Annotated in this window: 21 protein-coding genes; 11 read left to right on the forward strand and 10 right to left on the reverse strand. The window is 65.3% G+C overall.

Annotated elements, in window-relative coordinates; translation table 11 throughout:
- Positions 1-18: 18 nt before the first annotated feature.
- From BLV07_RS17195 to BLV07_RS17230, 8 genes are all read right to left on the reverse strand, one after another.
- A complete protein-coding gene (locus tag BLV07_RS17195) occupies positions 19-1344 on the reverse strand; it encodes an MFS transporter (RefSeq protein WP_091887804.1) in 1326 nt (441 codons plus the stop codon).
- 77 nt (positions 1345-1421) lie between these two features.
- Positions 1422-3110, reverse strand: a complete 1689-nt coding sequence (locus BLV07_RS17200; protein WP_176945586.1) for an FAD-dependent oxidoreductase — start codon at positions 3108-3110, stop codon at positions 1422-1424.
- A gap of 67 nt (positions 3111-3177) precedes the next feature.
- On the reverse strand, positions 3178-3642 hold the full coding sequence (locus tag BLV07_RS17205; RefSeq protein WP_091887663.1) for a MarR family winged helix-turn-helix transcriptional regulator: 465 nt from the start codon (positions 3640-3642) through the stop codon (positions 3178-3180).
- A gap of 169 nt (positions 3643-3811) precedes the next feature.
- Positions 3812-4759, reverse strand: coding sequence for an ABC transporter substrate-binding protein (locus BLV07_RS17210; protein ID WP_143035439.1), 948 nt, complete (start codon positions 4757-4759; stop codon positions 3812-3814).
- Positions 4760-4860: 101 nt separating this feature from the next.
- The gene (locus BLV07_RS17215) at positions 4861-5898 is read right to left on the reverse strand and encodes an ABC transporter permease subunit (RefSeq protein WP_091887665.1); all 1038 of its coding nucleotides are present in this window, start codon (positions 5896-5898) and stop codon (positions 4861-4863) included.
- On the reverse strand, positions 5891-7414 hold the full coding sequence (locus BLV07_RS17220) for a sugar ABC transporter ATP-binding protein (protein ID WP_091887667.1): 1524 nt from the start codon (positions 7412-7414) through the stop codon (positions 5891-5893). Before BLV07_RS17220 ends, BLV07_RS17215 begins: the two co-directional genes overlap by 8 nt.
- A 139-nt stretch (positions 7415-7553) precedes the next feature.
- On the reverse strand, positions 7554-8999 hold the full coding sequence (xylB, locus tag BLV07_RS17225; RefSeq protein ID WP_091887669.1) for a xylulokinase: 1446 nt from the start codon (positions 8997-8999) through the stop codon (positions 7554-7556).
- A 12-nt stretch (positions 9000-9011) separates the two neighbouring features.
- Positions 9012-9935 carry a LysR family transcriptional regulator gene (locus BLV07_RS17230; RefSeq protein WP_091887672.1) on the reverse strand — a complete coding sequence of 308 codons (924 nt, stop codon included), beginning with the start codon at positions 9933-9935 and terminating at the stop codon, positions 9012-9014.
- A gap of 108 nt (positions 9936-10043) precedes the next feature.
- On the opposite strand from BLV07_RS17230, the gene BLV07_RS17235 reads away from it, so the two are divergent.
- From BLV07_RS17235 to BLV07_RS17285, 11 genes are all read left to right on the forward strand, one after another.
- Positions 10044-10367, forward strand: coding sequence for a Dabb family protein (locus BLV07_RS17235; RefSeq protein WP_091887674.1), 324 nt, complete (start codon positions 10044-10046; stop codon positions 10365-10367).
- The gene (locus tag BLV07_RS17240; protein ID WP_091887676.1) at positions 10364-11443 is read left to right on the forward strand and encodes a maleylacetate reductase; all 1080 of its coding nucleotides are present in this window, start codon (positions 10364-10366) and stop codon (positions 11441-11443) included. Before BLV07_RS17235 ends, BLV07_RS17240 begins: the two co-directional genes overlap by 4 nt.
- 4 nt (positions 11444-11447) lie before the next feature.
- Positions 11448-12815 carry an amidohydrolase family protein gene (locus BLV07_RS17245; RefSeq protein ID WP_091887678.1) on the forward strand — a complete coding sequence of 456 codons (1368 nt, stop codon included), beginning with the start codon at positions 11448-11450 and terminating at the stop codon, positions 12813-12815.
- A gap of 21 nt (positions 12816-12836) precedes the next feature.
- Positions 12837-13739 (forward strand): NAD(P)-dependent oxidoreductase, encoded by a 903-nt coding sequence (locus BLV07_RS17250; protein ID WP_091887680.1) that lies wholly within the window; start codon positions 12837-12839, stop codon positions 13737-13739.
- 15 nt (positions 13740-13754) lie between these two features.
- A complete protein-coding gene (locus BLV07_RS17255; RefSeq protein ID WP_091887682.1) occupies positions 13755-14639 on the forward strand; it encodes an intradiol ring-cleavage dioxygenase in 885 nt (294 codons plus the stop codon).
- 59 nt (positions 14640-14698) lie between these two features.
- The gene (locus BLV07_RS17260) at positions 14699-16093 is read left to right on the forward strand and encodes an FAD-linked oxidase C-terminal domain-containing protein (RefSeq protein ID WP_091887684.1); all 1395 of its coding nucleotides are present in this window, start codon (positions 14699-14701) and stop codon (positions 16091-16093) included.
- Positions 16090-17616: a sugar ABC transporter ATP-binding protein gene (locus BLV07_RS17265; protein ID WP_091887686.1), complete on the forward strand. Its 1527-nt coding sequence runs from the start codon at positions 16090-16092 to the stop codon at positions 17614-17616. The genes BLV07_RS17260 and BLV07_RS17265 overlap by 4 nt, the downstream gene beginning before the upstream one ends.
- Entirely contained in the window at positions 17609-18559 is a 951-nt protein-coding gene (locus tag BLV07_RS17270; protein ID WP_091887688.1) for an ABC transporter permease, read from the forward strand. Before BLV07_RS17265 ends, BLV07_RS17270 begins: the two co-directional genes overlap by 8 nt.
- Positions 18556-19533, forward strand: a complete 978-nt coding sequence (locus tag BLV07_RS17275; RefSeq protein WP_091887690.1) for an ABC transporter permease — start codon at positions 18556-18558, stop codon at positions 19531-19533. Before BLV07_RS17270 ends, BLV07_RS17275 begins: the two co-directional genes overlap by 4 nt.
- Before the next feature lie 42 nt (positions 19534-19575).
- Positions 19576-20550: a sugar ABC transporter substrate-binding protein gene (locus BLV07_RS17280; protein WP_176945587.1), complete on the forward strand. Its 975-nt coding sequence runs from the start codon at positions 19576-19578 to the stop codon at positions 20548-20550.
- Positions 20551-20626: 76 nt separating this feature from the next.
- The gene (locus tag BLV07_RS17285; RefSeq protein WP_091887694.1) at positions 20627-20914 is read left to right on the forward strand and encodes a YciI family protein; all 288 of its coding nucleotides are present in this window, start codon (positions 20627-20629) and stop codon (positions 20912-20914) included.
- Positions 20915-21228: 314 nt separating this feature from the next.
- Here the strand turns inward: BLV07_RS17285 and BLV07_RS17295 are convergent, their stop codons facing one another.
- Both BLV07_RS17295 and BLV07_RS17300 read right to left on the reverse strand, forming a co-directional pair.
- Entirely contained in the window at positions 21229-22221 is a 993-nt protein-coding gene (locus BLV07_RS17295) for an ABC transporter ATP-binding protein (protein ID WP_091887697.1), read from the reverse strand.
- The gene (locus BLV07_RS17300; RefSeq protein ID WP_176945588.1) at positions 22218-23207 is read right to left on the reverse strand and encodes an ABC transporter ATP-binding protein; all 990 of its coding nucleotides are present in this window, start codon (positions 23205-23207) and stop codon (positions 22218-22220) included. The genes BLV07_RS17295 and BLV07_RS17300 overlap by 4 nt, the downstream gene beginning before the upstream one ends.
- Positions 23208-23217: the final 10 nt, after the last annotated feature.

Consider the following 23217-nt stretch of genomic DNA (forward strand, 5'->3'; position numbering starts at 1 on the left):
GTGATATTATGGCCAAGCTCAGCCGAGCAGCCGCGATTTGCTGGTTTCGTGCGCGAAGCCGAGCGCGATCATCGCCGCGAGCGCAAGCGCGACGTAATAGCCGGTGATGGCGTGGGTGGAACCTGTCTGCGCAAACAGGCTGGTGGCGACGAGCGGTGCGATGCCGCCGCCGAGCACCGTGCCGAGCTGCTTGCCGATCGACACGCCGGTAAAGCGGATGCGGGTCGGAAACAGCTCCGGGAAATAGCTCCCTTCGGTGCTGAACATCAGCGGATGGATCACGCCCGCCGCAAGAATCACTGCGCCCGTCACGAGCAGCGTCTCACGGCTCGCGACCACACCGTAGAACGCGAGCATCGAGGCGGCCGCGAGCACGACGCCCGCCAGGAACAGACGCTTGCGTCCGATCCGGTCGGACCAGGCGCCAATCAGCGGCATGGCAACGAGCCCGACGAGATTGGCGAGCAGCACGGCCTGCGTGATCACGTCCTTTTGGACGCCGAGCTGGCGCGTCGCGAACGAGATGGTGAAGATGGCCGTCAGGTAGAAATAGGACGTCTGCGCCATCTCCGCGAAGAACACGATGAGGATCGGCCGCCAGTGCTCCCTCACCGCCTCGACCGCCGGCACGGCGTCCCTTTCCCCGGCCTCGCGGAACGTCGCGCTCTCCTCGATGCGCCAGCGCATGTAGACGCCGAGCGCGACCAGCACCGCGCTGATCAGGAACGGAACGCGCCAGCCCCATGACAGCAGGTCCGCTTCCGGCAGCCGCGAGATCGCGAGCGCCGCAAACGAGGCGAGCACGACGCCGACGGGGCCTGCGGCCTGGATCACCGCGGCAGAAAAGCCGCGCCGGTGGCCGGGTGCCGTCTCGATCGCCATGAGGATTGCCGCGGTGGACTCGCCGCCGAGCGCAAAGCCCTGGAGGAAACGCAGCACGACGAGCGCGATGGTCGCGACCACGCCCGCATTGGCGTAGGTCGGCAACAGCCCGATCGACATGGTCGCAAGCCCCATCAGCAGCAGCGTGCATAAGAGGACTGATTTGCGCCCCAAGCGATCGCCGAAATGGCCGAACACGAGCCCGCCGAGCGGACGCGCCAGAAATCCGACGGCGAACGTCGCGAACACCGCGATGGTTGCCGTGAGCCCGTCGAACTTCGGAAAGAACAGCTGCTCGAACACCAGCGGCGCGATCAGGCCGTAGATGAAGAAGTCGTACCATTCGATCGCGGTGCCGATGGTGCCGGCGATCAGGATGCGCCGGCGGCTGCTTGCGGTCTGGTCGGCGCCGACCGCGTTGGCGGCGTGATCGTCGAAGTCCTCGAGTGCTCGTGTGGTCACGGTGTCCTCCTCCGGTGTCATTGTCGTCTTGTTGTTATTGGCCGTACTGCCGCGTTGAATGCAGCGGCAGGAATCGCTCAGCTTGCCAGCCGCGCGCTGTCGCTCGCGCCATGCCCGAGCGCGCGGGCAAGGACGCGTCCGATCGCTCCGGCCTGCGACGCGGCACCGCGCCAGGCCACGATCTGGTCGGGACGTATCAGGGCAAGGTCCGCCTCGTAGAGATCGCGCAAGGATTTTTGCAGCGTGACGAGCTTCACATCGGCCCCGATCGCGCGGACGGTTTCGGCGAATGACGCATGAGCGGACATGACCTCGCCGAACTGGAGCAGCGTCCACTCGAATCCGAACAGATCGTAAAAGGACACGCCGTCTTCCAGCCACGCATGCGGCGCGCGGCCGCCGGGACAGGCGCTCGGGACGTAGACATTCGCAGCGTCGGGCGGCGGCTCGCTGCCATCGGAAATGATAATCGGCGAGCCGTCGTAACGTCCTCCGAAGGTCACGCCGGGAATGTTGAATTCGGCACGGGCGTGCTGTTCGAGATAGATGCCAGCAATCCGTCGCATCTCGCGACCTTCGTCCGTGGCGTCCTCGATCTCCGGTGCGGGCGCGAACAGGCCAAGCGAGTCGGCGAAGCGCCGCGCATAATCGGTGTTGCGAAGCGCGACCGGACGCCGCTCGATCTCGTAACTATCAAGCAGCGCCATCGGGCTCACGCCCTTGACGACGCTTGCGAGCTTCCAGCCGAGATTGACCGCATCCTCGATCGCGGTGTTGTAGCCGAGCCCGCCGGTCGGCGTGAACAGGTGCGCTGCATCGCCGCCGAGAAAGACCCTGCCCCGCTGCATTCCATCGGCGACCAGCGCGTGACCCGCGGTCCAGGTCAGGAACGACAACACCTCGCAATCGATCGGCGCGCCACAGGCGCGCTGGAACGCCGCCCTGGCCTCGTTGATCGTGATCGCACTTTCGTCTTCGCCCGGCCGGAGCTGCGTGTGGAACGCAAATTCGTCGCGTCCGTTCACCGAGGCCATGAAGGCGCGGCGGTCGCCGTTGAAGCAATTGTACATCCACGCCTTGGCATGAGGGATGCTCGCGTAGAACTCAGGTGAGCGGAGATAGACCGCCAGCATCCGGCCGCCCATGAAATCGCGCTGCGTCCCGGTCTCGCCGCCATAGACGATCCCGAGCGATTGCCGGATCATTGAGCGCGGCCCGTCGGCGCCGACCAGGAAGTCGGCCCGAACCTGAAAGCGGCTGCCATCATCGATGCACTCGATGTCGCCGACGATGCCGTCATCGGTTTCGATGTAGCCGATCAGCCTGTGGCCATAGTTCAGCTTTATGCCGGCAAGCCGTTCGGCATGGCGGCGCAGCACCGCCTCGACATATTTCTGCGAGACCCGATGCGGCAGCTCCGCCGCACTCCAGGAGCCCGACATGCCCTTGATGAGCTCACCTGCCCGCGACGATGACGGCAACGCGAACCGCGCCAGCTCGTAACCGGTATAACGGGTGAAATACGCAACGTCGGTCGGGTAGTCCGCAGGCAGTCCTTCGTGCCTGATCTCGTCGGCGAAACCCAGCCGCCGATAATGCTCCATTGAGCGCGCCTGCGTCGCATTGGCCTGCGGATTGAATGCCGTGCCCGGCTTCTCATCGACCAGGATTGCGGACACGCCGCGCCGGCCGAGCTCGTTGGCCAGCATCAGCCCGCAGGGCCCCCCGCCCACGATAAGCACCGCGGCCGTCAGACGTGTTTCCAAGACGCTTCTCCCTACCAGCAATATCTTGCATGGTAAGGTTGCCTGACGATATCGTCAAGTAGCCTGACTAATCGGCGTCGAGCGTGTCGAACTCCGTGCCGTAGACCGCGAGCCCCTTCCGGATCGCGTCCATCGTGGCCTTGCCCAGCTCGGCGCGCATCTCCTGCTCGGCGATGTCGACGGCATCGCGGAATGCATCCAGCCATTTGCGCCCGGCCGGGGTGAACATGACGATGCGCGCACGCCGGTCGGTCGGATCGGCAACGCGGTCGACGAGGCCGAGCTCGGCGCATTGATCGACCAGCTCGCCCATCGCCTGCTTGCTCATGGATGCGCGGCGGGCGAGCTCGGTGAGCCTCGTCCCCTCGACGTCGAGATTGCGCGTGAGGCCGACATGAGCAATGCGTGTTTCGTTGTGCCCCCGCTCGCTCATCAGTTCGAGCACGCGGCCCTCGAAACGCCGCACCGCGTTGTTGAGCAGGCGACCTATGTTGGCATGCCGCCACGCGGTGCCCGATGTCCTGGCTTTCACGAGTTCCGCTTCCGAATCGAGCGATCGAGATCGCGCAAGGCTAACACAACAGGCGGCCCACGCGCTCGTACGGCCGATCAGCGCGTGTACGCGCTATGCATACGGGCGGCGTGGGTCAAGACGCCGCCCGTCGTTTCGTGTGTCGCGCGCACCCGGCAGGGACGGCGTTCTACTGAGAACGATCCGAGGTCCAGCCCTTGTACTCGGCGACATTGTCTCTGGTCACGAGCTTCGACGGCAACAGCTCGACGGTCGAGGCCGGCTTCTGGCCATTGAGAATGCCGACACCGACCTGCACGGCCCGCCGCGCCATGAAGAACGGGTCCTGCGAAGCCGACGCCTGGACCTGCGGCGACTGCGGATCCTTCAGCGCGGCCTCGATATCGGGTGCGCCGTCGACCGCCGTGATGACAATGCCGCTACGGTTCTGCTGGCGCGCAGCAAGATCAGTGCCGATCGCCTGCGGATCGTTGATGGCGAAGATGGCGTCGATCTTGGGGAAACGGGTCAGATAGCCCTGCGCGACGGTGAGGCCGCCCTCGCGCGAGCCCTTGCCGTCCTGGTCGCTGGATAACACCTTGATCCCCGCATTCTTTGAGAGGACGTTCTTGCAGCCGACGACACGGTCGATCACGGCGGAGACCTGCGGCCCGTTCTCGATGATGACGTCGCCCTTGCCGCCCAATTTGTCGACGATGTACTGGCAGGAGATCTCGCCGGCCTGCACGTTGTTCGTGGTCACGGTGGCGTCGGCGCCCTCCGCCGCGGTGTCGACCGCAACGACGACGATGCCGGCCGCCTGCGCCTTCTTGATCGCCGGCCCAATCGCCTTGGGATCGCCGGGGTTCAACAGAATCAGGTCGACGCCGGCGGCAATGAAATTGTCGATCTGGGTGACCTGCTTGCCGAGGTCGTATTCGAAGCCGACCGTCGTGATCTTCACGTTAGGATTGGTCTTTTTCGCCTCGAACTCGGCGCCCTTCGACAGCGCGACGAAGAATGGGTTACCCATCGATCCCAGCGAGACGCCGATCGACTTGAGCTCCTTGGCAAAGGATGGCGCGGTGCTTAGGGCAAGCGCCATCGCGGCGCCGGCGAGCATGATCGTCTTCAACATGGCTTCCTCCCTGGTCTGTCTTCGTCCCCGGCACGGCAGACCAGTTGCCGCAACGGAACCTCTCATCAAGCCATGCGCACTCCAGGTGCGCGCCGAGCCCTTCAAGTTCTGGCAGAACCCTGCAGCCGGTAACGATCCAGCGCCACGGCGCCGATGATCACCAGGCCCTTGATCACATATTGCCAGATGTCGGAGACACCGATGAGGATGAGGCCGTTCGACAAGACGGCGATGATCAGCGCGCCAACCAGCGTGCCCCAGATCGAGCCGATGCCGCCGACGAACGAGGTGCCGCCGAGGATCACGGCGGTGATCGCATCGAGTTCATAGGACTGCCCGAGCTGGAGGCCATTGGCCGCATAGAGCCGCGCCGCCTGCATGGCGCCGCCGAGTCCGGCGAAAAGTCCGGAAACGCCGTAGACGAAGATCAGCACGGCCCAGACCTTGATGCCGGCAAGCCGCGCCGCGCTCTCATTGCCGCCCACCGCATAGATGTGTACGCCGAGCACGGTCCGGCGCAGCACCAGCCAGGAGACGAGGATGACGAGCAAGGCGATCACCGAGAGCCACGGGATCGAGGCGACGCCGGGGACGAGCGTCAGCGAGCCATTGCCGATGAAGGCATAAGGAATCGACGGATTGAACACGGTGGTGTCGGCCCCGAGCAGTCGCGCCAGGCCGCGTACGGCGGTGAGAGAACCAAGCGTGACGATGAAAGGCGGCAGGCGGAGCAGCGCAATCAGCGCGCCATTGATGACGCCGAAGCCAAGGCCCGTGAGCAGCGCGGCCGGCAGCCACAGCATCCCGAGCTCCGGCAGCTTGGATAGCGTCAATCCGGCCATCGCGGAGGCCGCCAGGATCGAGCCGACCGAGAGGTCGATGCCGCCGGTGAGGATGACGAAGGTCATGCCTGCGGCAAGCACGGTGTTCACTGCGGCCTGCTGCAACACGATGCCGAGATTTTGTCCGGTGAAGAAGCGCCCCTCGGACAGAAAATGGAAACCGACGCACAGGATCAACAGCACTGGCAGCATGCCGAGCGCGCTGATCAGCACCCTTATGCGTTGACGCTTCGTCTCTTGCGCCGCCGCAAGGCCGGCAGCTGTGGCAGTGTCCACCTTCGAAGAGCCGTCATGCATCGAGTTGCTCCATCCCGGTGGCGAGCGTCATGATGTCTTCCTGGTTCAGGGGAGCCGCAGCTTCGCGCCTGATCTCACCGGCGATGTGTCCGGCGCGCATCACGATGACGCGGTCACAGATTCCGATGATCTCGGGCAGATCGGACGAGATGACGAGGATCGCGGTGCCGGCCTTGGCCAGATTGTCGATGATCGAATAGATCTCGGACTTGGCGCCGACGTCGACGCCACGCGTCGGCTCGTCGAGGATCAGGACCTTCGGCGCAATAGCGAGAAGCCGTGACAGCAGTACCTTCTGCTGGTTGCCGCCGGACAGGCCACCGGCGGGGACGGCGACGTCGGCGGCGCGGATGCTGAGCCCCGCGAAGGCCCGGTCGGCGCGCTCGCGCGCCTTGTCGCGATCCAGAAACCAGCCGAGCTTGGCATCGCGCGCGAGCACCGCGAGATTGATGTTGTCCAGACATGACATGTCGAGAAACAGGCCGAGCGCCTTCCTGTCCTCGGTCAGATAGGCGATGCCGGCCTCGAGTGCCGCGCCGGGGGTACGGATGTCGATCGGACGTCCCTCGAGTTCGAGACGGCCCGATGTTCTCGGTGCGGCACCGATGATGAGATGCGCAAGCTCGGTGCGACCGGCGCCGATCAGGCCGGCAAGCCCCACGACCTCACCTGCATGCACGGTCAGCGAGCAACCCTTCACGCGTTGGCCATCGGCCATGTCGATCGCTGCAAGCACGGGATGCCCCCGCCCCGCCTCCGGATCGTGATCCTTCTTGTAAAACGAGGAGACGTCACGCCCGACCATCAGCCGGACGATGGTGTCGGCGCGGATCTCAGGCTTGTCGAGCGACCCGACCAGCCTGCCGTCGCGGAGCACGGTGACGCGGTCGCCGAGGGCGTAGACCTCGTCCATGCGATGCGAGATGTAGATGATGGCAAGCCCCTCGGAGCGAAGCTGGCGGATCAGCGCGAACAGCCGCTCGCTCTCGGCGGCAGACAACGAGGTGGTCGGCTCGTCCATGATCAAGATTTTTGACCTCGCGTGCAGCGCACGCGCGATCTCGACCAGTTGCCGCTGGCCCATGGACAGATGCGCCACCAGCGTCGACGGCAGGAAGTCAGCGCCCAGTCGTTTCAGGATCGGGCCGACACCCTCGCGCATGGCGCCGCGCGCCAGCAAACCTGATCGCGATATCTCCCGCCCCAAATAGATATTCTCGGCAACACTGAGATTGGGCGCGAGCGACAGCTCCTGATAGATGATGGAGATGCCCGCCGCGCGGCCGCCGAGCGGACCTTCGATCCGCACCGGACTGCCCTCGATGCGGATCTCGCCGCCGGGATCAGGCCGGTAGGCGCCGGACAGGATCTTCATCAGCGTCGACTTGCCGGCGCCGTTCTCACCCATCAAAGCATGAATTTCGCCGGCATAGACGGTGAGATCGACGGCCCGCAGCGCCTTGATGCCAAAGAAGGATTTTGAGACCCCGCGCATCTCGAGGATCGGATCGTTCATCGTGCCTCCCGCGCACAATGCGTTTCCCACCCGCGTCTCGTTTCTTGCCCAGCGCGGTTTGGTCATTAAACAAAAGCGGGTGACGCAGGGCAATACCGAAGGCGAGTATACCGAGGTATGGGAATCCAGATTGGGCAGGCTAGTGGCGCGGCCGATACAGTTCGCGCCATGCGGGAAGCCGCCCGGCATAGCTATCGACAAGTTCAGCGTCGGGCTCGAACGTCTCGATGCGCTCCGGCCGCGTGCATACGGCAGCGATTGCCTCACCGGTGACAGCAAGCCGCCCCAATCTCGCCGCACCGAACGCGGCGCCGGTCTCACCTCCAACGAAGCGATGGACCGGAACATTCAGCACGTTTGCCAGTACCGAGAGCCAGAATGGGGACCGCGAACCACCACCAATGACATCGGCTTCCGCAATCGCAATGCCGGCATCCGCGAGCGCGTCGCGACAATCGGCAAGCGCGAAGGCAACGCCCTCGAGCACCGCCTGCACGATCGTCCCGCGATCGGTGCCATGGCTCAGACCATCCAGCATGCCGCGCACGGCGGGATCATCGTGCGGCGTCCGCTCGCCTGCGAGATAAGGCAGGAAGCTCACAGGCGACGGCGCCTGCGGGCGCGCTCCAAGCGGCGCCAGCAGTTCGGCCTCGCCGACGCCGAACAGCCGCGCGATCCAAGCGAGGCAAGAGGCGGCCGAGAGGATCGCGCCGGCCTGAATCCACATGGCGGGAATGGCATGGCAGAATGTATGCACCGCGCGGTCGGGGTTAGCGGCGATTCTGCTGGTTGGTGCCATGAGGGCACCGGAGGTTCCCAGCGATATGAACGCGGTTCCCGGCCCGATCGCGCCGATGCCGACGGCACCGGCCGGATTGTCGCCGGCTCCGCCCGCGATCACCGGCTGCCGGGTCATACCCCAGCGCCGCGCGAGCTCGCCGCGCAGGGTCGTTGCGGGCGCGCATCCCTCGACCAGCCGCGGCATGTGATCGCGCGACAGGCCGGTCGCTGCCAATGCTGAATCCGACCAGTCCCGACGCGCGGCGTCGAGCCACAGCGATCCCGATGCATCGGAGACATCCTCGATGGCCTCGCCGCTCAGCACCAGGCGCAAATAGGCCTTTGGAAGCAGAACGAGCTTGGTCGCCGCAAAGATGTCAGGCGCGTGCGTCGCGATCCAGAGCAGCTTCGGCGCGGTGAATCCCGGCATCGCTTTGTTGCCCGACGTCGCACGCAAGGCGGGCCAGCGCTGCTCCAGGATAAGGCATTCGGCGGCCGAGCGCCCGTCATTCCAGAGGATGCAGGGCCGCAAGGGCCTTAAGCTAGCATCGAGCAGCGTGGCACCGTGCATCTGGCCGGATAGTCCAATGCCTTCGACCGCCGCCAGCTCGCCGGCATGCGATGCCTTCAGAGCATCCAGCGTGGCAAAGGTCGCATCGATCCACTGCGCGGGATCTTGCTCGTAATAACCGGATTGCGGCGAGACGGTCGTGAGCGGCCGGCTCTCGTTTGCAATCACGCGCTGCGCACCGTCGACGAGAACGGTCTTGACTGCGGAGGTGCCGAGATCGATGCCGAGATACATGGATGCTCCCGCTCACTTCGCCGCGTCGATCCAGATCCCCGGCTCCGAATGCTCGCGGATGTGGCTGACCAGGAAGTCCGAGAACACCCGGATCTTGGCCGGCAGCCCGGCGCGGTTCTGATAGGCGATGTTCATGGTGAGCAGTGGCAGCTTCCAGTCCATGAGCACCGGGACGAGCCGGCCCGCGGCGATATCGCTCTGGACGATGTATAGCGGCTGGATGAGGATGCCGAGACCTGCCAATGCCGCGCCGCGGATGACCTGGCCGTCATTGCTGTCGAGCGTCGGCGTGATACGCACCGTCTGCGCGCCATGGCCCTTGCGCAGGCGCAGCGAATAGGGATCGTTGGCGAGATTGTAGACCAGCATGTTGTGACGCGCGAGATCGGCGGGCTGTTCCGGCGCGCCGCAGCTTGCGAGATAGGAGGGTGCGGCCGCGAGCACGCGACGCATCTGGCCGATGCGGCGGACGATGATGTTCGAATCCGGCTCCTGCTCGCGCGTCCGGATCGCCACGTCGATGCCGGCCTCGATGAAATCCGGGTAGCGGTTGGCGGTGGTGATCTGCATGTTGAGCTTCGGATAGCGCGCGCGGAAGGCCGGCAGCATCGGCGCCAGATAGATCACCGCAAAGGATAGCGAGCTCGTGACACGCAGCGTGCCCTGCGGCGACAGCGCGCGATCGCTGACGATGTCCTCGGCCTCAGCCAGTTCGTTCAAGACCCGGCTGGAACGCTCCAGCAGCTCCTGCCCCGCCTCCGTCAGCCACAGGCGGCGGGTATTCCGCTCGATCAGCCGGACGGCGAGCCGCTCCTCGAGCGCGCTGAGATGGCGGCTCGCGGCTGCGTTCGACATGCGCAGCGCTTCGGCGGCCTTGGACAGGCTGCCGAGCTCGGCCGTCTTGGAAAAGACCTCCAATTGCGCCAGGCGATCCATTTTTCCACTTTTAGGAAAAGAGAGTTACGATTATTGACCTTTATTTCCGCCTCCCGCAAGTCAAAATGGCCTCAACACAAGCAAGATAGCAGGCGAGGAAACAGGGAAATGTCGGGCCCGATCAGGCACATCGTGATGTGGCGGCTGCGCGGGGAGACCCCGGCGGAGCGCTCCGCCGCCCGGATCAAGGTCAAGACCCTGTTCGAAGGCCTGCGCGGCCGGATCGACGGCCTCACCCATATCGAGGTCGGCATGGATGTCAGCGCGGTCGATTACGCCTGCGACGTCGTCCTGTTCTCCGAGTTCACCAACGAGGCCGCGCTCAGCGCCTACGCCAATCACCCCGAACATTTGCGCGTTCGCGAGGCGCTGGGCGACTTGCGGATCGGACGCTTCCAGGTCGATTATCCCATCAAAGAGACCGGCGCATGATCGGTTCGTTCACCTTTGAAAACCTGCCCTGCCGTGTTGTGTTCGGCAGCGGAACGCTTGCCTCCGCCAAAGCTGAAGTCGAGCGGCTCGGCGGCAAGCGCGCGCTGGTGCTGACGACGCCGCAGCAGGAGACGCAGGGCAAGAGTCTCGGTGCGTCGCTCGGGCCGCTCTATGCGGGCCTGTTTTCCGGCGCCACCATGCATACCCCGGTCGAGGTCACGGAGCGCGCGCTCGCCGCCATGAAGGCATGCGGGGCCGACTGCGTCGTCGCGCTCGGCGGCGGCTCGACCACGGGCCTTGGCAAGGCGCTCGCCTTGCGCACCGGCGTCAACCAGCTCTGCATTCCCACCACCTACGCCGGCTCGGAGATGACACCGATCGTCGGCCAGACCGAGAACGGCCTGAAGACCACGGTGCGCGATGCCGCCGTGCTGCCGGAGACCGTGATCTACGATGTCGACCTGACCCTGACGCTGCCGGCGAGCTTAGCTGCGACTTCAGGCATCAATGCGATCGCACATGCGGTGGAAGCGCTCTACGCGCGCGATACCAATCCCGTGACATCGCTGATGGCGGAAGAAGGCATCCGCGCGCTGGCCCGCGCCCTGCCCGCCATCGCCGCGAGGAGCGACGATCGCGAGGCGCGCACCGAAGCGCTCTACGGCGCCTGGTTGTGCGGCGTCTGCCTCGGCACCGTCGGCATGGCACTGCATCACAAGCTCTGCCACACGCTCGGCGGCACTTTTGATCTGCCGCATGCCGAAACGCACACCATCGTGCTGCCGCATGCGCTCGCCTACAATGCACCGGCGGTGCCAGATGCGATGGCGCGCATCGCGCGCGCGATTGGCGCGGCCGATGCCTCCCAAGGGCTGTACGACCTTGCGAAACGGCTGGATGCAAAGCTTGCGCTGCGCGACGTCGGCATGCCCGAGAGCGGCATCGACAAGGCGGCCGATCTCGCCGTCACCAACGCCTATTGGAATCCGCGTCCGCTCGAGCGGAGCACCATCCGCGACCTGATCGCGCGCGCCTGGGCCGGCGAGCCGCCGGGCGCTATCAAACCGGCGGCGTGAAGCGATGCGGCGCACGCTGATCAAATCGGCCACCGTCATCAGCATGGATGACGCGATCGGCGACCTCTCGACCGGCGACGTGCTGGTCGAGGGCAGCCGAATCGCCAACGTGCGCCCCTCGATCGACCTCGGCAGCAGCGAGGCAGAGATCATTGACGGCACGGGACGCATCGTCATCCCCGGCCTGATCAACGCGCATATGCATACCTGGCAGACGGGGTTGCGCGGCTATGCCGCGAACTGGACGCTGCTGGAATATTTCCGCCGCATGCATGCGGGCCTCGCAACTGTGTTCCGACCCGACGACATCCACATCGCGACGCTGGTCGGCGCGCTGAACCAGATCAACTGCGGCACGACGACACTCGTCGACTGGTGCCACAACAATCCGACGCCAGATCACACCGACGCTGCGGTTCGCGGCCTGATCGAGAGCGGCATCCGCGCCGCCTTCTTTCATGGCTCGCCGAAACCCGAGCCGAAGACCGGCGAGCCGCATTTCTCGGAGATTCCGCATCCACGCCGCGAGGTGGAGCGGCTGCTGACGGGCCCTCTCGCGGACCGCGACGGGCTCGTCACGCTCGGGCTCGCCATTCTCGGCCCGCATTACTCGACGCTCGACGTCGCCATGCATGATTTCCGCCTGGCGCGCGAGCTCAAATTGATCGCCTCCATGCATCAGGGCGGCGGTCCCGCCAAGACGCCTGGTGGCTGGGAGAAGCTGATTGAGGCCGGGCTCGTCGGCGCCGGCATCAACATCGTCCATGGCAACGATCTGCCCGACGAGCTGCTGGACCGGATGGTCGATCTCGGCGTGTCCTTCTCGGTGACGCCGGAGAACGAGATGATCCAGGGCCACGGCTTTCCGATCACCGGACGCCTCTTGAAGCGCGGCGTGCGGCCGACGATCGGCATTGATCTCGAATCCGTGCTGGCCGGCGATCTCTTCTCCGCCGCCCGCGTCGCACTGTCGATGCAGCGGGCGCTCGACAATGCGGAGGCGCGCAAGACTAGCGGCACCATCCCGGCAACGACCACGATTCCGGTGCGCGAGGCGCTGCGCTGGATCACGACGGAAGGCGCCCGCATGCTCGGCCGCGAGAACCAGATCGGTTCGTTGACGCCGGGCAAGCTCGCCGACCTCGTCATCATCAACGCCTCCGATCTCAACCTCTTCCCGGTGCACGATCCCGTCGCGACGGTGGTGATGCAGACGAGCCTCGCCAATATCGAAGCTGTCATGGTCGGCGGCGCCTGGAAGAAGCGAAACGGCCGGCTGCTGGTCGAAGCGCTCGAGAGCAAGAAAGAGCTGCTGGCGCAATCCGGCCGGCGGCTGGTGCAGGACATCGAACGACAGGGACGCGCCGCCTGAAGGCGCCAATGGACAAGAACAATGAGTGATGCTTCAAGGAATGTCGCTTTCATCGGGATCGGCAAGATGGGCCTGCCGATGTCGGTGCTCGTCGCCAAGGCCGGTTACGCCGTCACCGCGTTCGATCAAAGCGCGGCGCGGATCAACGAGGCACGCGCGCAACGTATCGCGATTGCCGCTTCGCCGGCCGAGGCCGTGAGCGGCAAGACAGCCGTCGTCACGTCCCTGCCCGACGATGCCGCCTTGCGCGGCGCGCTGCTCGGTCCTGCCGGCCTCATCGCCGCGATGGCGTCCGGCGCTGTTCTCATCGAGACCAGCACCGTGAGTGTCGAGGCTTCTACCGAGGTTGCAGCCGCCGCGCAGGCGCGCGGCATTGCCTATCTTCGTTCGCCAGTCTCCGGCAATGCCAGCATCGTGCACACGGGCGCGCTGACCTGCTTCGTCTCGGGGCCGAAGGATGCCTTTGACAAGGCAAAGCCGCTGTTCGCGGCCTTCACCCGTGCGCAGACCTATCTCGGGCCGGCCGAGGAAGCACGCTACGCAAAACTCTCGGTCAATTTGATGATCGCGGTGTCGGCGGCGATGATGGCGGAGAGCCTGGCGCTGGCGCGCAAGGGCGGCATCGCTTGGCAAGACATCTTGAAGGTGCTCGACGACAGCGCGATCGCCTCGCCGATGGTGAAGTACAAGACCGCGCCGCTGCGCAACCGCGATTTCGAGTCCACTTTCTCCTGCAAGCAGATGGCCAAGGATCTCGATCTCATCCTCGGCGCCGGCCACGCCGTCGGCGTGCCGCTGCAGCTCGCGGCGCAAGTGCGCGAGACCTATGGCTCGCTGGTCGCGCAGGGCGACGGCGAGACCGACTTCATTGCGACCGTCAAGCATCTCGAACGGCTGTCCGGCCTCGGCGAGCCGAAGCTGTGATCAACGGAGGCACACATGCGTAACTTCAACGAGAACACGATCACGGACGCGGTGCTGGAGCGGATCGCGGGCGCGACCGATCCGCGCATCAAGCAAATCAGCGAGGCGCTGGTCCGTCACCTTCATGCCTTCGTCCGCGAGGTGCGGCCGACCCAGAAGGAATGGGAATACGGCATCGACTTCCTGACCCGCACCGGGCACATGTGCGACGACAAGCGCCAGGAGTTCATCCTGCTGTCGGACACGCTCGGGGTCTCCATGCTGGTCGACGCCATCAACCATCCGGTGCCGGAGGGCGCGACCGAAACCACGGTGCTCGGTCCGTTCTTCGTCCAGGCCGCGCCGGAGAAGGAAAGCGGCGCCGATATCTCGGGTCCGATGGAAGGCGATCCGATGCTGGTCACCGGCTCGGTCTCGACCGTGGACGGAAAGCCGCTTGCAGGCGCCGTGGTCGACGTCTGGCATTCCGACGACGACGGCTATTATGACGTGCAGCAGCTCGACGCCATCGGCGATCTCGCGATGCGTGCCCGCTTCCACACCGACCAGAACGGCCGCTTCCATTTCTGGTCGATCAAGCCGGCCGCCTATCCGATCCCGCATGACGGCCCGGTGGGCGAGATGCTGGAGGCCCAGGGGCGCCATCCCTGGCGTCCCGCCCATGTGCACTTCATGATCTCGTCGCCCGGCTTCGAGCAGCTCGTGACGCATGTGTTCGTCGCCGGCGACCAGTATCTCGACAGCGACGTGGTGTTCGGCGTCAAGGACAGCCTGATCCGCGAATTCGTCCGACATCCCGCCGGCCATGCGCCGGATGGTCGCATGGTGGACGGCGCGTATTTTCATCTCAACTATGATTTCGGCCTGAAGCAGGTTGCGAGCAACGCGCAAGCCGCCTAAGCCGAACGACAACGCAGCGGACCACAAGAGTCCGTCATCGGGGCAGAGAGGGAGCAAGGATGGGACCGCGGGTCAGCACGGCAGCATTGGCCGATCGCCTCACCGGCATGATCGGCCCGCGCGCCAGCGTCGCGCGCGGCGTGCTCGATCAGCATGGGCAGAGCGAGTCACATTACCGTAATCTGCCGCCCGACATCGTCGTCTTCCCTGAAACAACGCAGGAAGTCGCCGAGATTGTGAAACTCTGCGCGAGCGCAGGCATGCCGATCGTCCCGTTCGGCGCCGGCACCTCGCTCGAAGGCAACGCCGCCGCGGTCGCCGGCGGCGTCTGCTTCGATTTCGCGCGCATGAACAAGGTGCTTGCCGTGCACGACAGCGACATGGATGTCGTGGTGCAGCCCGGCATCACGCGAAAACAGCTCAATGCGGAGCTGCGAGCGACCGGCCTGTTCTTTCCGATCGACCCGGGCGCGGACGCCTCGATCGGCGGCATGACCTCCACGCGCGCCTCCGGCACCATGGCGGTGCGCTACGGCACCATGAAGGACAATGTCATGGCGCTCGAAGTGGTGCTCGCGGACGGGCGCGTGATCCGCACCGCCAGGCGCGCGCGCAAATCGGCGGCCGGCTATGATCTGACGCGCATGTTCGTCGGCGCCGAAGGCACGCTCGGCGTGATCACCGAGATCACGCTGAAGGTGCACCCCGTGCCGCAGGCGATCTCGGCCGCGGTGTGCAGCTTCGATAGCCTGCACAACGCCGTCGATACCGCGATCTCCGTGATTCAGTCGGCAATCCCTGTCGCCCGCATCGAGCTGCTCGACGACGTCATGATGCGCGGCATCAATGCCTACGCAAAGCTCGGCTATCGCGAGGCCCCGACCTTGTTCTTCGAATTCCATGGCTCCGAGGCCTCCGTCGCCGAGCAGGCCGAGGCCGCGCAGCCGATCGCGGCCGACCATGGCGGCCATGGCTTCGCCTGGGCCAAGGCACCGGAAGACCGCAGCCGGCTCTGGCACGCCCGCGACAACACGCTCTATGCGGGCCTCGGCTTGCGACCCGGTGCACGCGCGGTGATCACCGATGTCTGCGTGCCGATCTCGCGGCTGGCCGAATGCCTGACCGAGACGCGGCGCGACGCGGACGAGCATGGCTTTACCGCGCCGATCGTCGGCCATGTCGGCGACGGCAATTTCCACATGCTGATCCTGATCGATCCGGCAAAGTCCGACGAGATCGAGGGCGCCAAGGCGCTCCAGGCCCGCATGGTCGCGCGCGCCATCGCCATGGACGGCACCTGCACCGGCGAGCACGGCATCGGGCTCGGCAAGATCGATTATCTCACCGACGAGCTCGGCGAGGCCGTCAACGTGATGCGGCAGGTCAAGACCGCACTCGACCCGAACGGTCTCATGAATCCCGGAAAGATCTTTGCCAGCGGAGCGCAGGCATGAGCAGCGCAGCATTGACCGTTGAACCCTCTCCGCCCACACCGCTCTTGGAGCTGCGCGGCATCAGCAAGGAATTTCCCGGCGTCAAGGCGCTGGATGACGTGTCCTTCGCCGTCTATCCCGGCGAGGTCCATATGCTGCTGGGCGAGAACGGCGCCGGCAAGTCGAGCCTGATGAAGGTGCTGTGCGGCGCCTACCGCGCCGATGCCGGCGAATTCTTCTACAAGGGCGAGAAGGTCGAGATCAGCTCGACGGCGGATGCGCAGAAGCTCGGCATTGCCGTCATCTTCCAGGAATTCTCGCTGGTCCCCTATCTCGATATCGCCCAGAACATCTTCCTCGGTCGCGAGCCGAAGGGCCGCATTCCCGGCACCATCGACCGCCGCAAGATCCTGGCAGACGCGCGTCGTGTCCTCGGCACCATCGGTTTCGACATCGATCCCTCCACCACCGTCGACAAATTGGGGGTGGCACAGCAGCAGATGGTCGAGATCGCCAAGGCGATCAGCCAGAACGCCCGCATCCTCGTGATGGACGAGCCGACGGCCGCGCTGTCCGACCGCGAGACCGAGCTGCTGTTCGCGTTGATCGCGCGGCTGAAGGCCGACGGCGTCTCGATCGTCTACATCTCGCACCGCATGGCCGAGGTGTTCGCGCTCGGCGACCGCATCACCGTGCTGCGCGACGGCCGCCGCATCGACGGTGTCCGCCCTGCCGACGTCACGCCGGACCAACTCGTCCGCATGATGGTCGGTCGCAATGTCGACATGACCTACCCGCGCAACTTTGCCGACAAGCCCGGCGAGGTGCTGCTGGAGGTCAAGGGCCTGACCTCCTCGACCGGCATCTCCGACATCAACATCGAGGTGCGCCGGGGCGAGATCGTCGGCCTGTGCGGCCTCGTCGGCTCCGGCCGCAGCGAGGTTGCCCGCGCCATTTTCGGCGCCGATCCCATGACATCGGGCGAGATCGTCTTCGACGGCAAGACCATTTCCGGCGAACCCGACCTTGCCGCCCGGCGCGGCATCGCGCTGATCCCGGAGAGCCGCAAGAGCGAGGGCCTCGCGCTGCTACGATCAGTCAGCGATAATCTGGTGGTATCGGCGCTGCGAAAGCTGTTTCCAAGCGGCCTGTTCGACCAGCGCAGTGCGCAACGCACCTCTGACGGATTGATCCGGCAATTGAGGATCGCGACCCCGAGCGCACGCCAGACCGTCGGTCTGCTCTCGGGCGGCAACCAGCAGAAGGTCGTGATCGGCAAGTGGCTGGCGGCCGGCTCGAAGCTGTTCATCTTCGACGAGCCGACGCGCGGCATCGACATCGGCGCCAAGTCGGAGATCTTTGCCCTGATCGACCGCCTCGTCGCGGAGGGCGCGGCCGCCTTGATGATCTCGTCCGAACAGGTCGAGATCTGCCATGTCTGCGACCGTGCCTATGTGATGCGCGAGGGGCGCATCGCCGGGCACCTGACACGCAACGAACTGACCGAGGAGAACATCGTGCGACTGGGGATGCATCATGCGTGAAGCCGCGGTCGTCTCTCAACCCAATCCACTGCAACGCATTCCCGGCGTTGCCATGGTGCTGGTGCTGCTGATCGCGCTGTTCAGCGCGATCGCGCCCGGCTTCCTGTCGGTCGCCAACCTCTCCAACGTGCTGGTGCAGTCGACCATCCTGACCATGCTCGCGCTGCCGATGACACTGATCATCATGACGGAGGGGCTGGACCTGTCGATGGGCGCGGTGCTGACGCTGACCTCGCTCTGCGTCGCGATCGTGTCGCTCGCGACGAAATCAATGTTGCTGGGCCTCGGCGCCGGCCTGCTGGTCGGCGCCGGGTTCGGCATCGTCAACGGCTGGCTGGTCGCGATCCTGGGCATTCCGCCCTTTGTCGCGACGCTAGGCACGCTCGGCATGGCGCAGGGCCTGTCGCTGATCGTCAGCGACGGCCAGAGCGTGGTCGGCATTCCCCACAGCGTGCGCGACATCTACTCGGCGACACTTCTCGGCATTCCCGTGCCGATCGTGATGGCGCTGGTGACCTATGCGGCCTTTCACGGCCTGCTCTATCACACCCGCTTCGGCACCTATATCTTCGCGCTGGGCGGCAATCGCGAGGCGCTGCGCTATGCCGGACTCTCGCCGAACAAGCTGCTGATCGCAGTCTATGCGATCGGCGGCGCGATGGCGGGAATCGCGGGCCTGTTGATGACCGCTCGTATGAATTCCGGCCATCCCACCGCCGGCCTTGGTCTCGAATTCGATGCCATCGCGGCCGTCGCCGTCGGCGGCACGTCGTTCGAGCGCGGCAATGGCTGGCTGCTCGGCACCGTGCTCGGCGTCATCGCGGTCGGCGTCTTGCGCAACGGGCTGAACCTGATCTCGCTGCCGTCCTCGGTGCAGGTCGCAAGCGTCGGTGTGCTCGTCATCGTCGCGCTGTTCCTCGACGGCCTCAGGAGCCGCGCATGACCGACATCACCAAAGACGCCATCGCGCCGCCTCGCTCGTTCCTGTCGCAGGACGCGATCCAGCTGTTCTATCGCCTGCTCGCGGCACTGCTGATCTGCGCGGTGCTGGCCGTGCTCAGCGATTCCTTCCTGAGCCTCGGCAACATCCTCAACGTGCTGAGGCAAGCGAGCCTAACCTTCTTTATCGCCTCCGGCCTGACCCTGGTGGTGCTGACCGCCGGCCTCGATCTCTCCGTCGGCGCCAACGTCGCGCTGTCCGCCTGTATCGCCGGCACCGTGATCCACAAGACCGGCTCGCCGGCGCTCGGCATCCTCACCGGCCTTGCCTGCGGCGGCATCGTTGGCCTCCTCAACGGCGTCATGGTCACCGCGCTCCGCATCCCCTCCTTCATCGCCACCTACGGCATGCTATGGGTGCTGAACGGCCTCACTTATTGGTACATGGCGGGCGAGACCCTTCACGGCTTCCCGGCCGGCTTCCGCCAGATCGGCAGCGGCTATCTGTTCGGCCTGCCGATCCCGGTCTATCTGCTGCTGGTGTTCCTCGGAATCGGGACGCTGTTCGCGCAACGGACGATCTGGGGCCAGGAGATCTATGCCATCGGCGCCAATCCGGTCGCAGCGCGGCTGTCGGGCATCCCCGTCGCGCGCCGCCTGCTGCTGGTCTATGCCGTCTCCGGCACCATGGCGGGGCTCGCCTCGATCATCTTCCTGTCGCGGCTGAATTCGGCCGAGGCCGACATCGGCGAAAGCCTGACGCTGCCGGCGATTGCGGCGGTGCTGATCGGCGGCACCTCGCTGTTCGGCGGCGTCGGCACCGTGTTCGGCACCTTCATCGGCGCACTGATCCTGACCTTGGTGCTGAACGGCATGAACCTCTTGTCGGTCAGCGCCAACTGGCAGCCGCTGGTGACAGGCATCATCGTCATTCTCGCGGTCTGGCTCGACATGAAGACCCGCCGCCGCGCGCAATGAGCTTTTAGAAATCCAACAAGCAAAATGAGGGATGGAGGCTACATGAAACTGAAACTTGGCTATCTGACGCTGCCGCTGCTGATGGCGGCTGCGTTCACTACGGGGGCGCGCGCCGACGGCGAGACCATCGCCGTCTTCACCAAGAACCAGACCAACCCGTTCTTCCAGACGGTGCGGGTCGGCGCCGACAACATGGCGAAGACGCTGAACGCGAAGACGCTGCAGTACATCCCGACCAAACCAGACTCGATACCCGAGCAGCTCAGCCAGATCGAGGACGTCGTGGTGAAGAAGCCGAGCGCAATCGTCTTCACGCCGGTCGACTACAAGGCGATGGTGCCCGGCGTCGAGAAGATCAACGAAGCAAAAATCCCCGTCGTCAACATCACCGACCGTTCGGCGGGTGGCAAATTCCTCTCCTTCGTCGGCGCCGACGATTACAGCCTTGGGCTCGAGACCGCGCGCTACCTGCTCAAGACGCTGAGCGGCAAGGGCAACATCGTCATCATCGAGGGCGTCAAAGGCTCGCTGACCAATGTCGACCGCGTCCGCGGCTTCAACGCTGCGCTGAAGGAGGCTCCAGGCGCCAAGCTGCTGGCCTCGCAGCCCGGCAATTACCAGCGGCTGCAGGCGCTCCAGGTGATGGAGAACCTGATGCAGTCGAACTCGCAGATCGACGGCGTGCTCGCCGCCAACGACGCCATGGCGGTCGGCGCGATCGAGGCGCTCGACGGCGCCAACCGCAAGGCCCAGGTGATCGGCATCAACGGCACCAAGGAAGCGATCGACGCGATCAAATCAGGCAAGCTGCTCGCGAGCGGCGACTACAACGGATTTGCGCAAGGCTGCCTCGGCACCATGATGGCGATCCGCTCCTTGCGCAACCAGCCGGTCATCAACGAGATCGTGCTGAAGCCGACCGTCATCACCAAGGACAATTTTGGGCCGTTCGACGTGCCGCTGGAGCAGCGGACCTGCCCGACCTTCGAGGAAGCGGGCAAGCTCGGCGTCAAGTAGATTAACCGATCACGTCAAGTCCGGACGGCCGCCGCTCGCGGCCGTCCCAAGAACTGAAGCAAGAAACGGAGACATCATGCTGTTCGCCATTCACGCCGTCGACCGCGCCGGCGCGCTGCCGACCCGGCTCGCCAATTACGACGCCCACAAGGTTTTCCTCAGCGACACCTCGCGCTTCGGCGTCAAGATCGTGATGTCGGGGCCGCTCGTTTCCGACGACGGCGCGACCATGATCGGCAGCTTGTTCCTGATCGAGGCGTCCGGCCGTGGCGAAGTCGAGGCCTTCAACCGCGCCGATCCCTTTGCTGCCGCCGGCATCTGGGAAAAGGTCACGATCACGGGCTTCCTGCGCCGGCAAGGTTGAGGCCGGCCAAATCAAGAACGCAAAAACAACCCCATGCACAGTAGAACGGGGTTGTCTTTGCATACAAATTTCCGTCGCGTCGAGCGCGCTTTAGCTCGTCGATCGCAAAGCGCAATGGCTTCAGGTTGAATCGATTCCGGGGCGGCTTGTTCACCTCTCCCGCTCGCGGGAGAGGTCGGCGCGCAGCGCCGGGTGAGGGCTTTCTCCTCTAGGGAACTGTCCCATTGCGGAGACACCCTCTCCCCAACCCTCTCCCGCAAGCGGGAGAGGGAGCGCACCTTCGGTGCAGCAAACAAGCCTGATCTCATCACGCTTTAGGCGCTCGTCGCGGCAACGCCCTCTTCTAGATGACAGGCCACCCACTGCTCGGCTCCAATCGCGCGAAGCACCGGCTCCTCGGTCCGGCAGCGGTCGAAGACGAAGGGGCAGCGGGTGTGGAAGCGGCATCCGCGCGGCGGATTGATCGGGCTCGGCACGTCGCCCCTAAGAATGATCGGATTGCGCTGGGCGCCGGGCTCGGGCAGCGGCACCGCGGAGAGCAGCGCCTTGGTGTAGGGATGTCTCGGTGCCGCAAAGATCTCGCGGCGCGGGGCGACCTCGACGATCTTGCCGAGATACATCACCGCGACACGGTGCGTCATGTGCTCGACGATCGCGAGATCATGGCTGATGAACAAGAGCGCGAGGCCGAACTCGCGCTGGAGATCCTGGAGCAGGTTGACGATCTGCGCCTTGACCGAGACGTCGAGCGCGGAGACCGCCTCGTCGCAGACGATCAGTTCGGGCTCGGCCGCCAGCGCCCGCGCGATGCCGATGCGCTGGCGCTGGCCGCCGGAGAACTCATGCGGCCGGCGGTTCAACGCCTCGCGCGGCAGGCGCACGGTATCCATCAGCGCGGTGACGCGCACCTCGAGGTCTTCCGCGGATTTGGCGAGACCGAAATTGCGGATCGGCTCGGCCAGGATGTCGCGCACGCGCATGCGCGGATTGAGGCTCGAGAACGGATCCTGGAACACGACCTGCACGCGGCGGCGCATCTGGCGCATCGTGCTCGGCGCAGCGTCGTCGATCCGCTGGCCGTCGAGGATGACCTGTCCCGCCGTGATGTCGAACAGCCGCAGGATGGCGCGGCCGACCGTCGACTTGCCGCAGCCGGACTCGCCGACCAGCGACAGTGTCTCGCCGCGCGCGATCTCGAACGACACGCCGTCGACTGCATAGACGAATTCGGACTTGCGGCCGAACAGGCCGGTCTTGACCGGAAAGTGCTTTTTGAGGTCGTTGACCTGGAGCAGCGGAGGACTCATGCCGCGACAGCTCCCTTGGCCGCATAGTGGCAGGCGGCGATGTGACGGGGTCCCTTCTCTTCGAGCCCCGGCGCATATTGCCGGCAGAGATCGGTCGCAAGCGCACAGCGCCCGGCAAAGACGCAGCCGGTGATGGGCTTGCGGAGATCAGGCACCTGCCCCGGGATCTCGGCGAGCCGCGTTGCCGTCCCGGCGAGCGAGGAGCCAAGCTTCGGCACCGCGCCGAGCAGGCCTTGCGTATAGGGATGGCGCGGCGAGCGAAACAGCTCAGCGACCGGCGCCTCCTCGACCTTGCGACCGGCATACATCACCATCACACGCTCGGCGATTTCGGCGACGACGCCGAGATCGTGGGTGATCAGGATGATGGCCGCGCCAACCCGGCGCTTCAGGTCCAGCATCAGCTTGAGGATCTGAGCCTGGATGGTCACGTCGAGCGCCGTGGTCGGCTCGTCCGCAATGAGGAGCTTCGGATTGCAGGCGAGCGCGATGGCGATCATGACGCGCTGGCGCATGCCGCCGGAGAGCTGGTGCGGATATTCGCGCACGCGCCGCTTCGGCTCGGGAATGCCGACCAGCGTCAGCATCTCGATCGCATGCGTCTCGGCAGCCTGTTTGTCGAGGCCCTGATGGATCATCAAGGTCTCGCGGATCTGGCGGCCGACGGTGAGCACCGGGTTGAGGCTCGTCATCGGTTCCTGGAAGATCATCGAGATGTCGTTGCCGCGGATGGCGCGCATCTCACGATCGGACAGTTGCAGCAGATCCTTGCCGGCAAAGCGGATGCTGCCGGCGATCCTGCCCGGCGGCTCCGGGACGAGCCGCATCAGCGACATCGAGGTCACCGACTTGCCGCAGCCGGATTCGCCGACGATGGCGAGCGTCTCGCCCTCGTTGACATGGAAGGACACGCCGTCGACGGCGCGGTTGATGCCGCCGGGAGTGCGGAAATGGGTCTGGAGATTCTCGACTTCGAGCAGCGCCATCGCGATCAGC

Origin of the sequence: Bradyrhizobium sp. Rc2d, assembly GCF_900099855.1 — a bacterium.
Lineage (GTDB): Bacteria > Pseudomonadota > Alphaproteobacteria > Rhizobiales > Xanthobacteraceae > Bradyrhizobium.

What these genes read in the sequence shown, in the direction of transcription:
- BLV07_RS17265 (WP_091887686.1), top strand. Translation starts at nt 16,090, where the DNA reads ATGAGCAGCGCAGCATTGACCGTTGAACCCTCTCCGCCCACACCGCTC.
- BLV07_RS17250 (WP_091887680.1), top strand. Translation starts at nt 12,837, where the DNA reads ATGAGTGATGCTTCAAGGAATGTCGCTTTCATCGGGATCGGCAAGATG.
- BLV07_RS17260 (WP_091887684.1), top strand. Translation starts at nt 14,699, where the DNA reads ATGGGACCGCGGGTCAGCACGGCAGCATTGGCCGATCGCCTCACCGGC.
- BLV07_RS17270 (WP_091887688.1), top strand. Translation starts at nt 17,609, where the DNA reads ATGCGTGAAGCCGCGGTCGTCTCTCAACCCAATCCACTGCAACGCATT.
- BLV07_RS17295 (WP_091887697.1), bottom strand. Translation starts at nt 22,221, where the DNA reads ATGAGTCCTCCGCTGCTCCAGGTCAACGACCTCAAAAAGCACTTTCCG.
- BLV07_RS17280 (WP_176945587.1), top strand. Translation starts at nt 19,576, where the DNA reads ATGAAACTGAAACTTGGCTATCTGACGCTGCCGCTGCTGATGGCGGCT.
- BLV07_RS17220 (WP_091887667.1), bottom strand. Translation starts at nt 7,414, where the DNA reads ATGAACGATCCGATCCTCGAGATGCGCGGGGTCTCAAAATCCTTCTTT.
- BLV07_RS17230 (WP_091887672.1), bottom strand. Translation starts at nt 9,935, where the DNA reads ATGGATCGCCTGGCGCAATTGGAGGTCTTTTCCAAGACGGCCGAGCTC.
- BLV07_RS17255 (WP_091887682.1), top strand. Translation starts at nt 13,755, where the DNA reads ATGCGTAACTTCAACGAGAACACGATCACGGACGCGGTGCTGGAGCGG.
- BLV07_RS17235 (WP_091887674.1), top strand. Translation starts at nt 10,044, where the DNA reads ATGTCGGGCCCGATCAGGCACATCGTGATGTGGCGGCTGCGCGGGGAG.
- BLV07_RS17275 (WP_091887690.1), top strand. Translation starts at nt 18,556, where the DNA reads ATGACCGACATCACCAAAGACGCCATCGCGCCGCCTCGCTCGTTCCTG.
- BLV07_RS17245 (WP_091887678.1), top strand. Translation starts at nt 11,448, where the DNA reads ATGCGGCGCACGCTGATCAAATCGGCCACCGTCATCAGCATGGATGAC.
- xylB (WP_091887669.1), bottom strand. Translation starts at nt 8,999, where the DNA reads ATGTATCTCGGCATCGATCTCGGCACCTCCGCAGTCAAGACCGTTCTC.
- BLV07_RS17285 (WP_091887694.1), top strand. Translation starts at nt 20,627, where the DNA reads ATGCTGTTCGCCATTCACGCCGTCGACCGCGCCGGCGCGCTGCCGACC.
- BLV07_RS17215 (WP_091887665.1), bottom strand. Translation starts at nt 5,898, where the DNA reads ATGCATGACGGCTCTTCGAAGGTGGACACTGCCACAGCTGCCGGCCTT.
- BLV07_RS17210 (WP_143035439.1), bottom strand. Translation starts at nt 4,759, where the DNA reads ATGTTGAAGACGATCATGCTCGCCGGCGCCGCGATGGCGCTTGCCCTA.
- BLV07_RS17240 (WP_091887676.1), top strand. Translation starts at nt 10,364, where the DNA reads ATGATCGGTTCGTTCACCTTTGAAAACCTGCCCTGCCGTGTTGTGTTC.
- BLV07_RS17300 (WP_176945588.1), bottom strand. Translation starts at nt 23,207, where the DNA reads ATGGCGCTGCTCGAAGTCGAGAATCTCCAGACCCATTTCCGCACTCCC.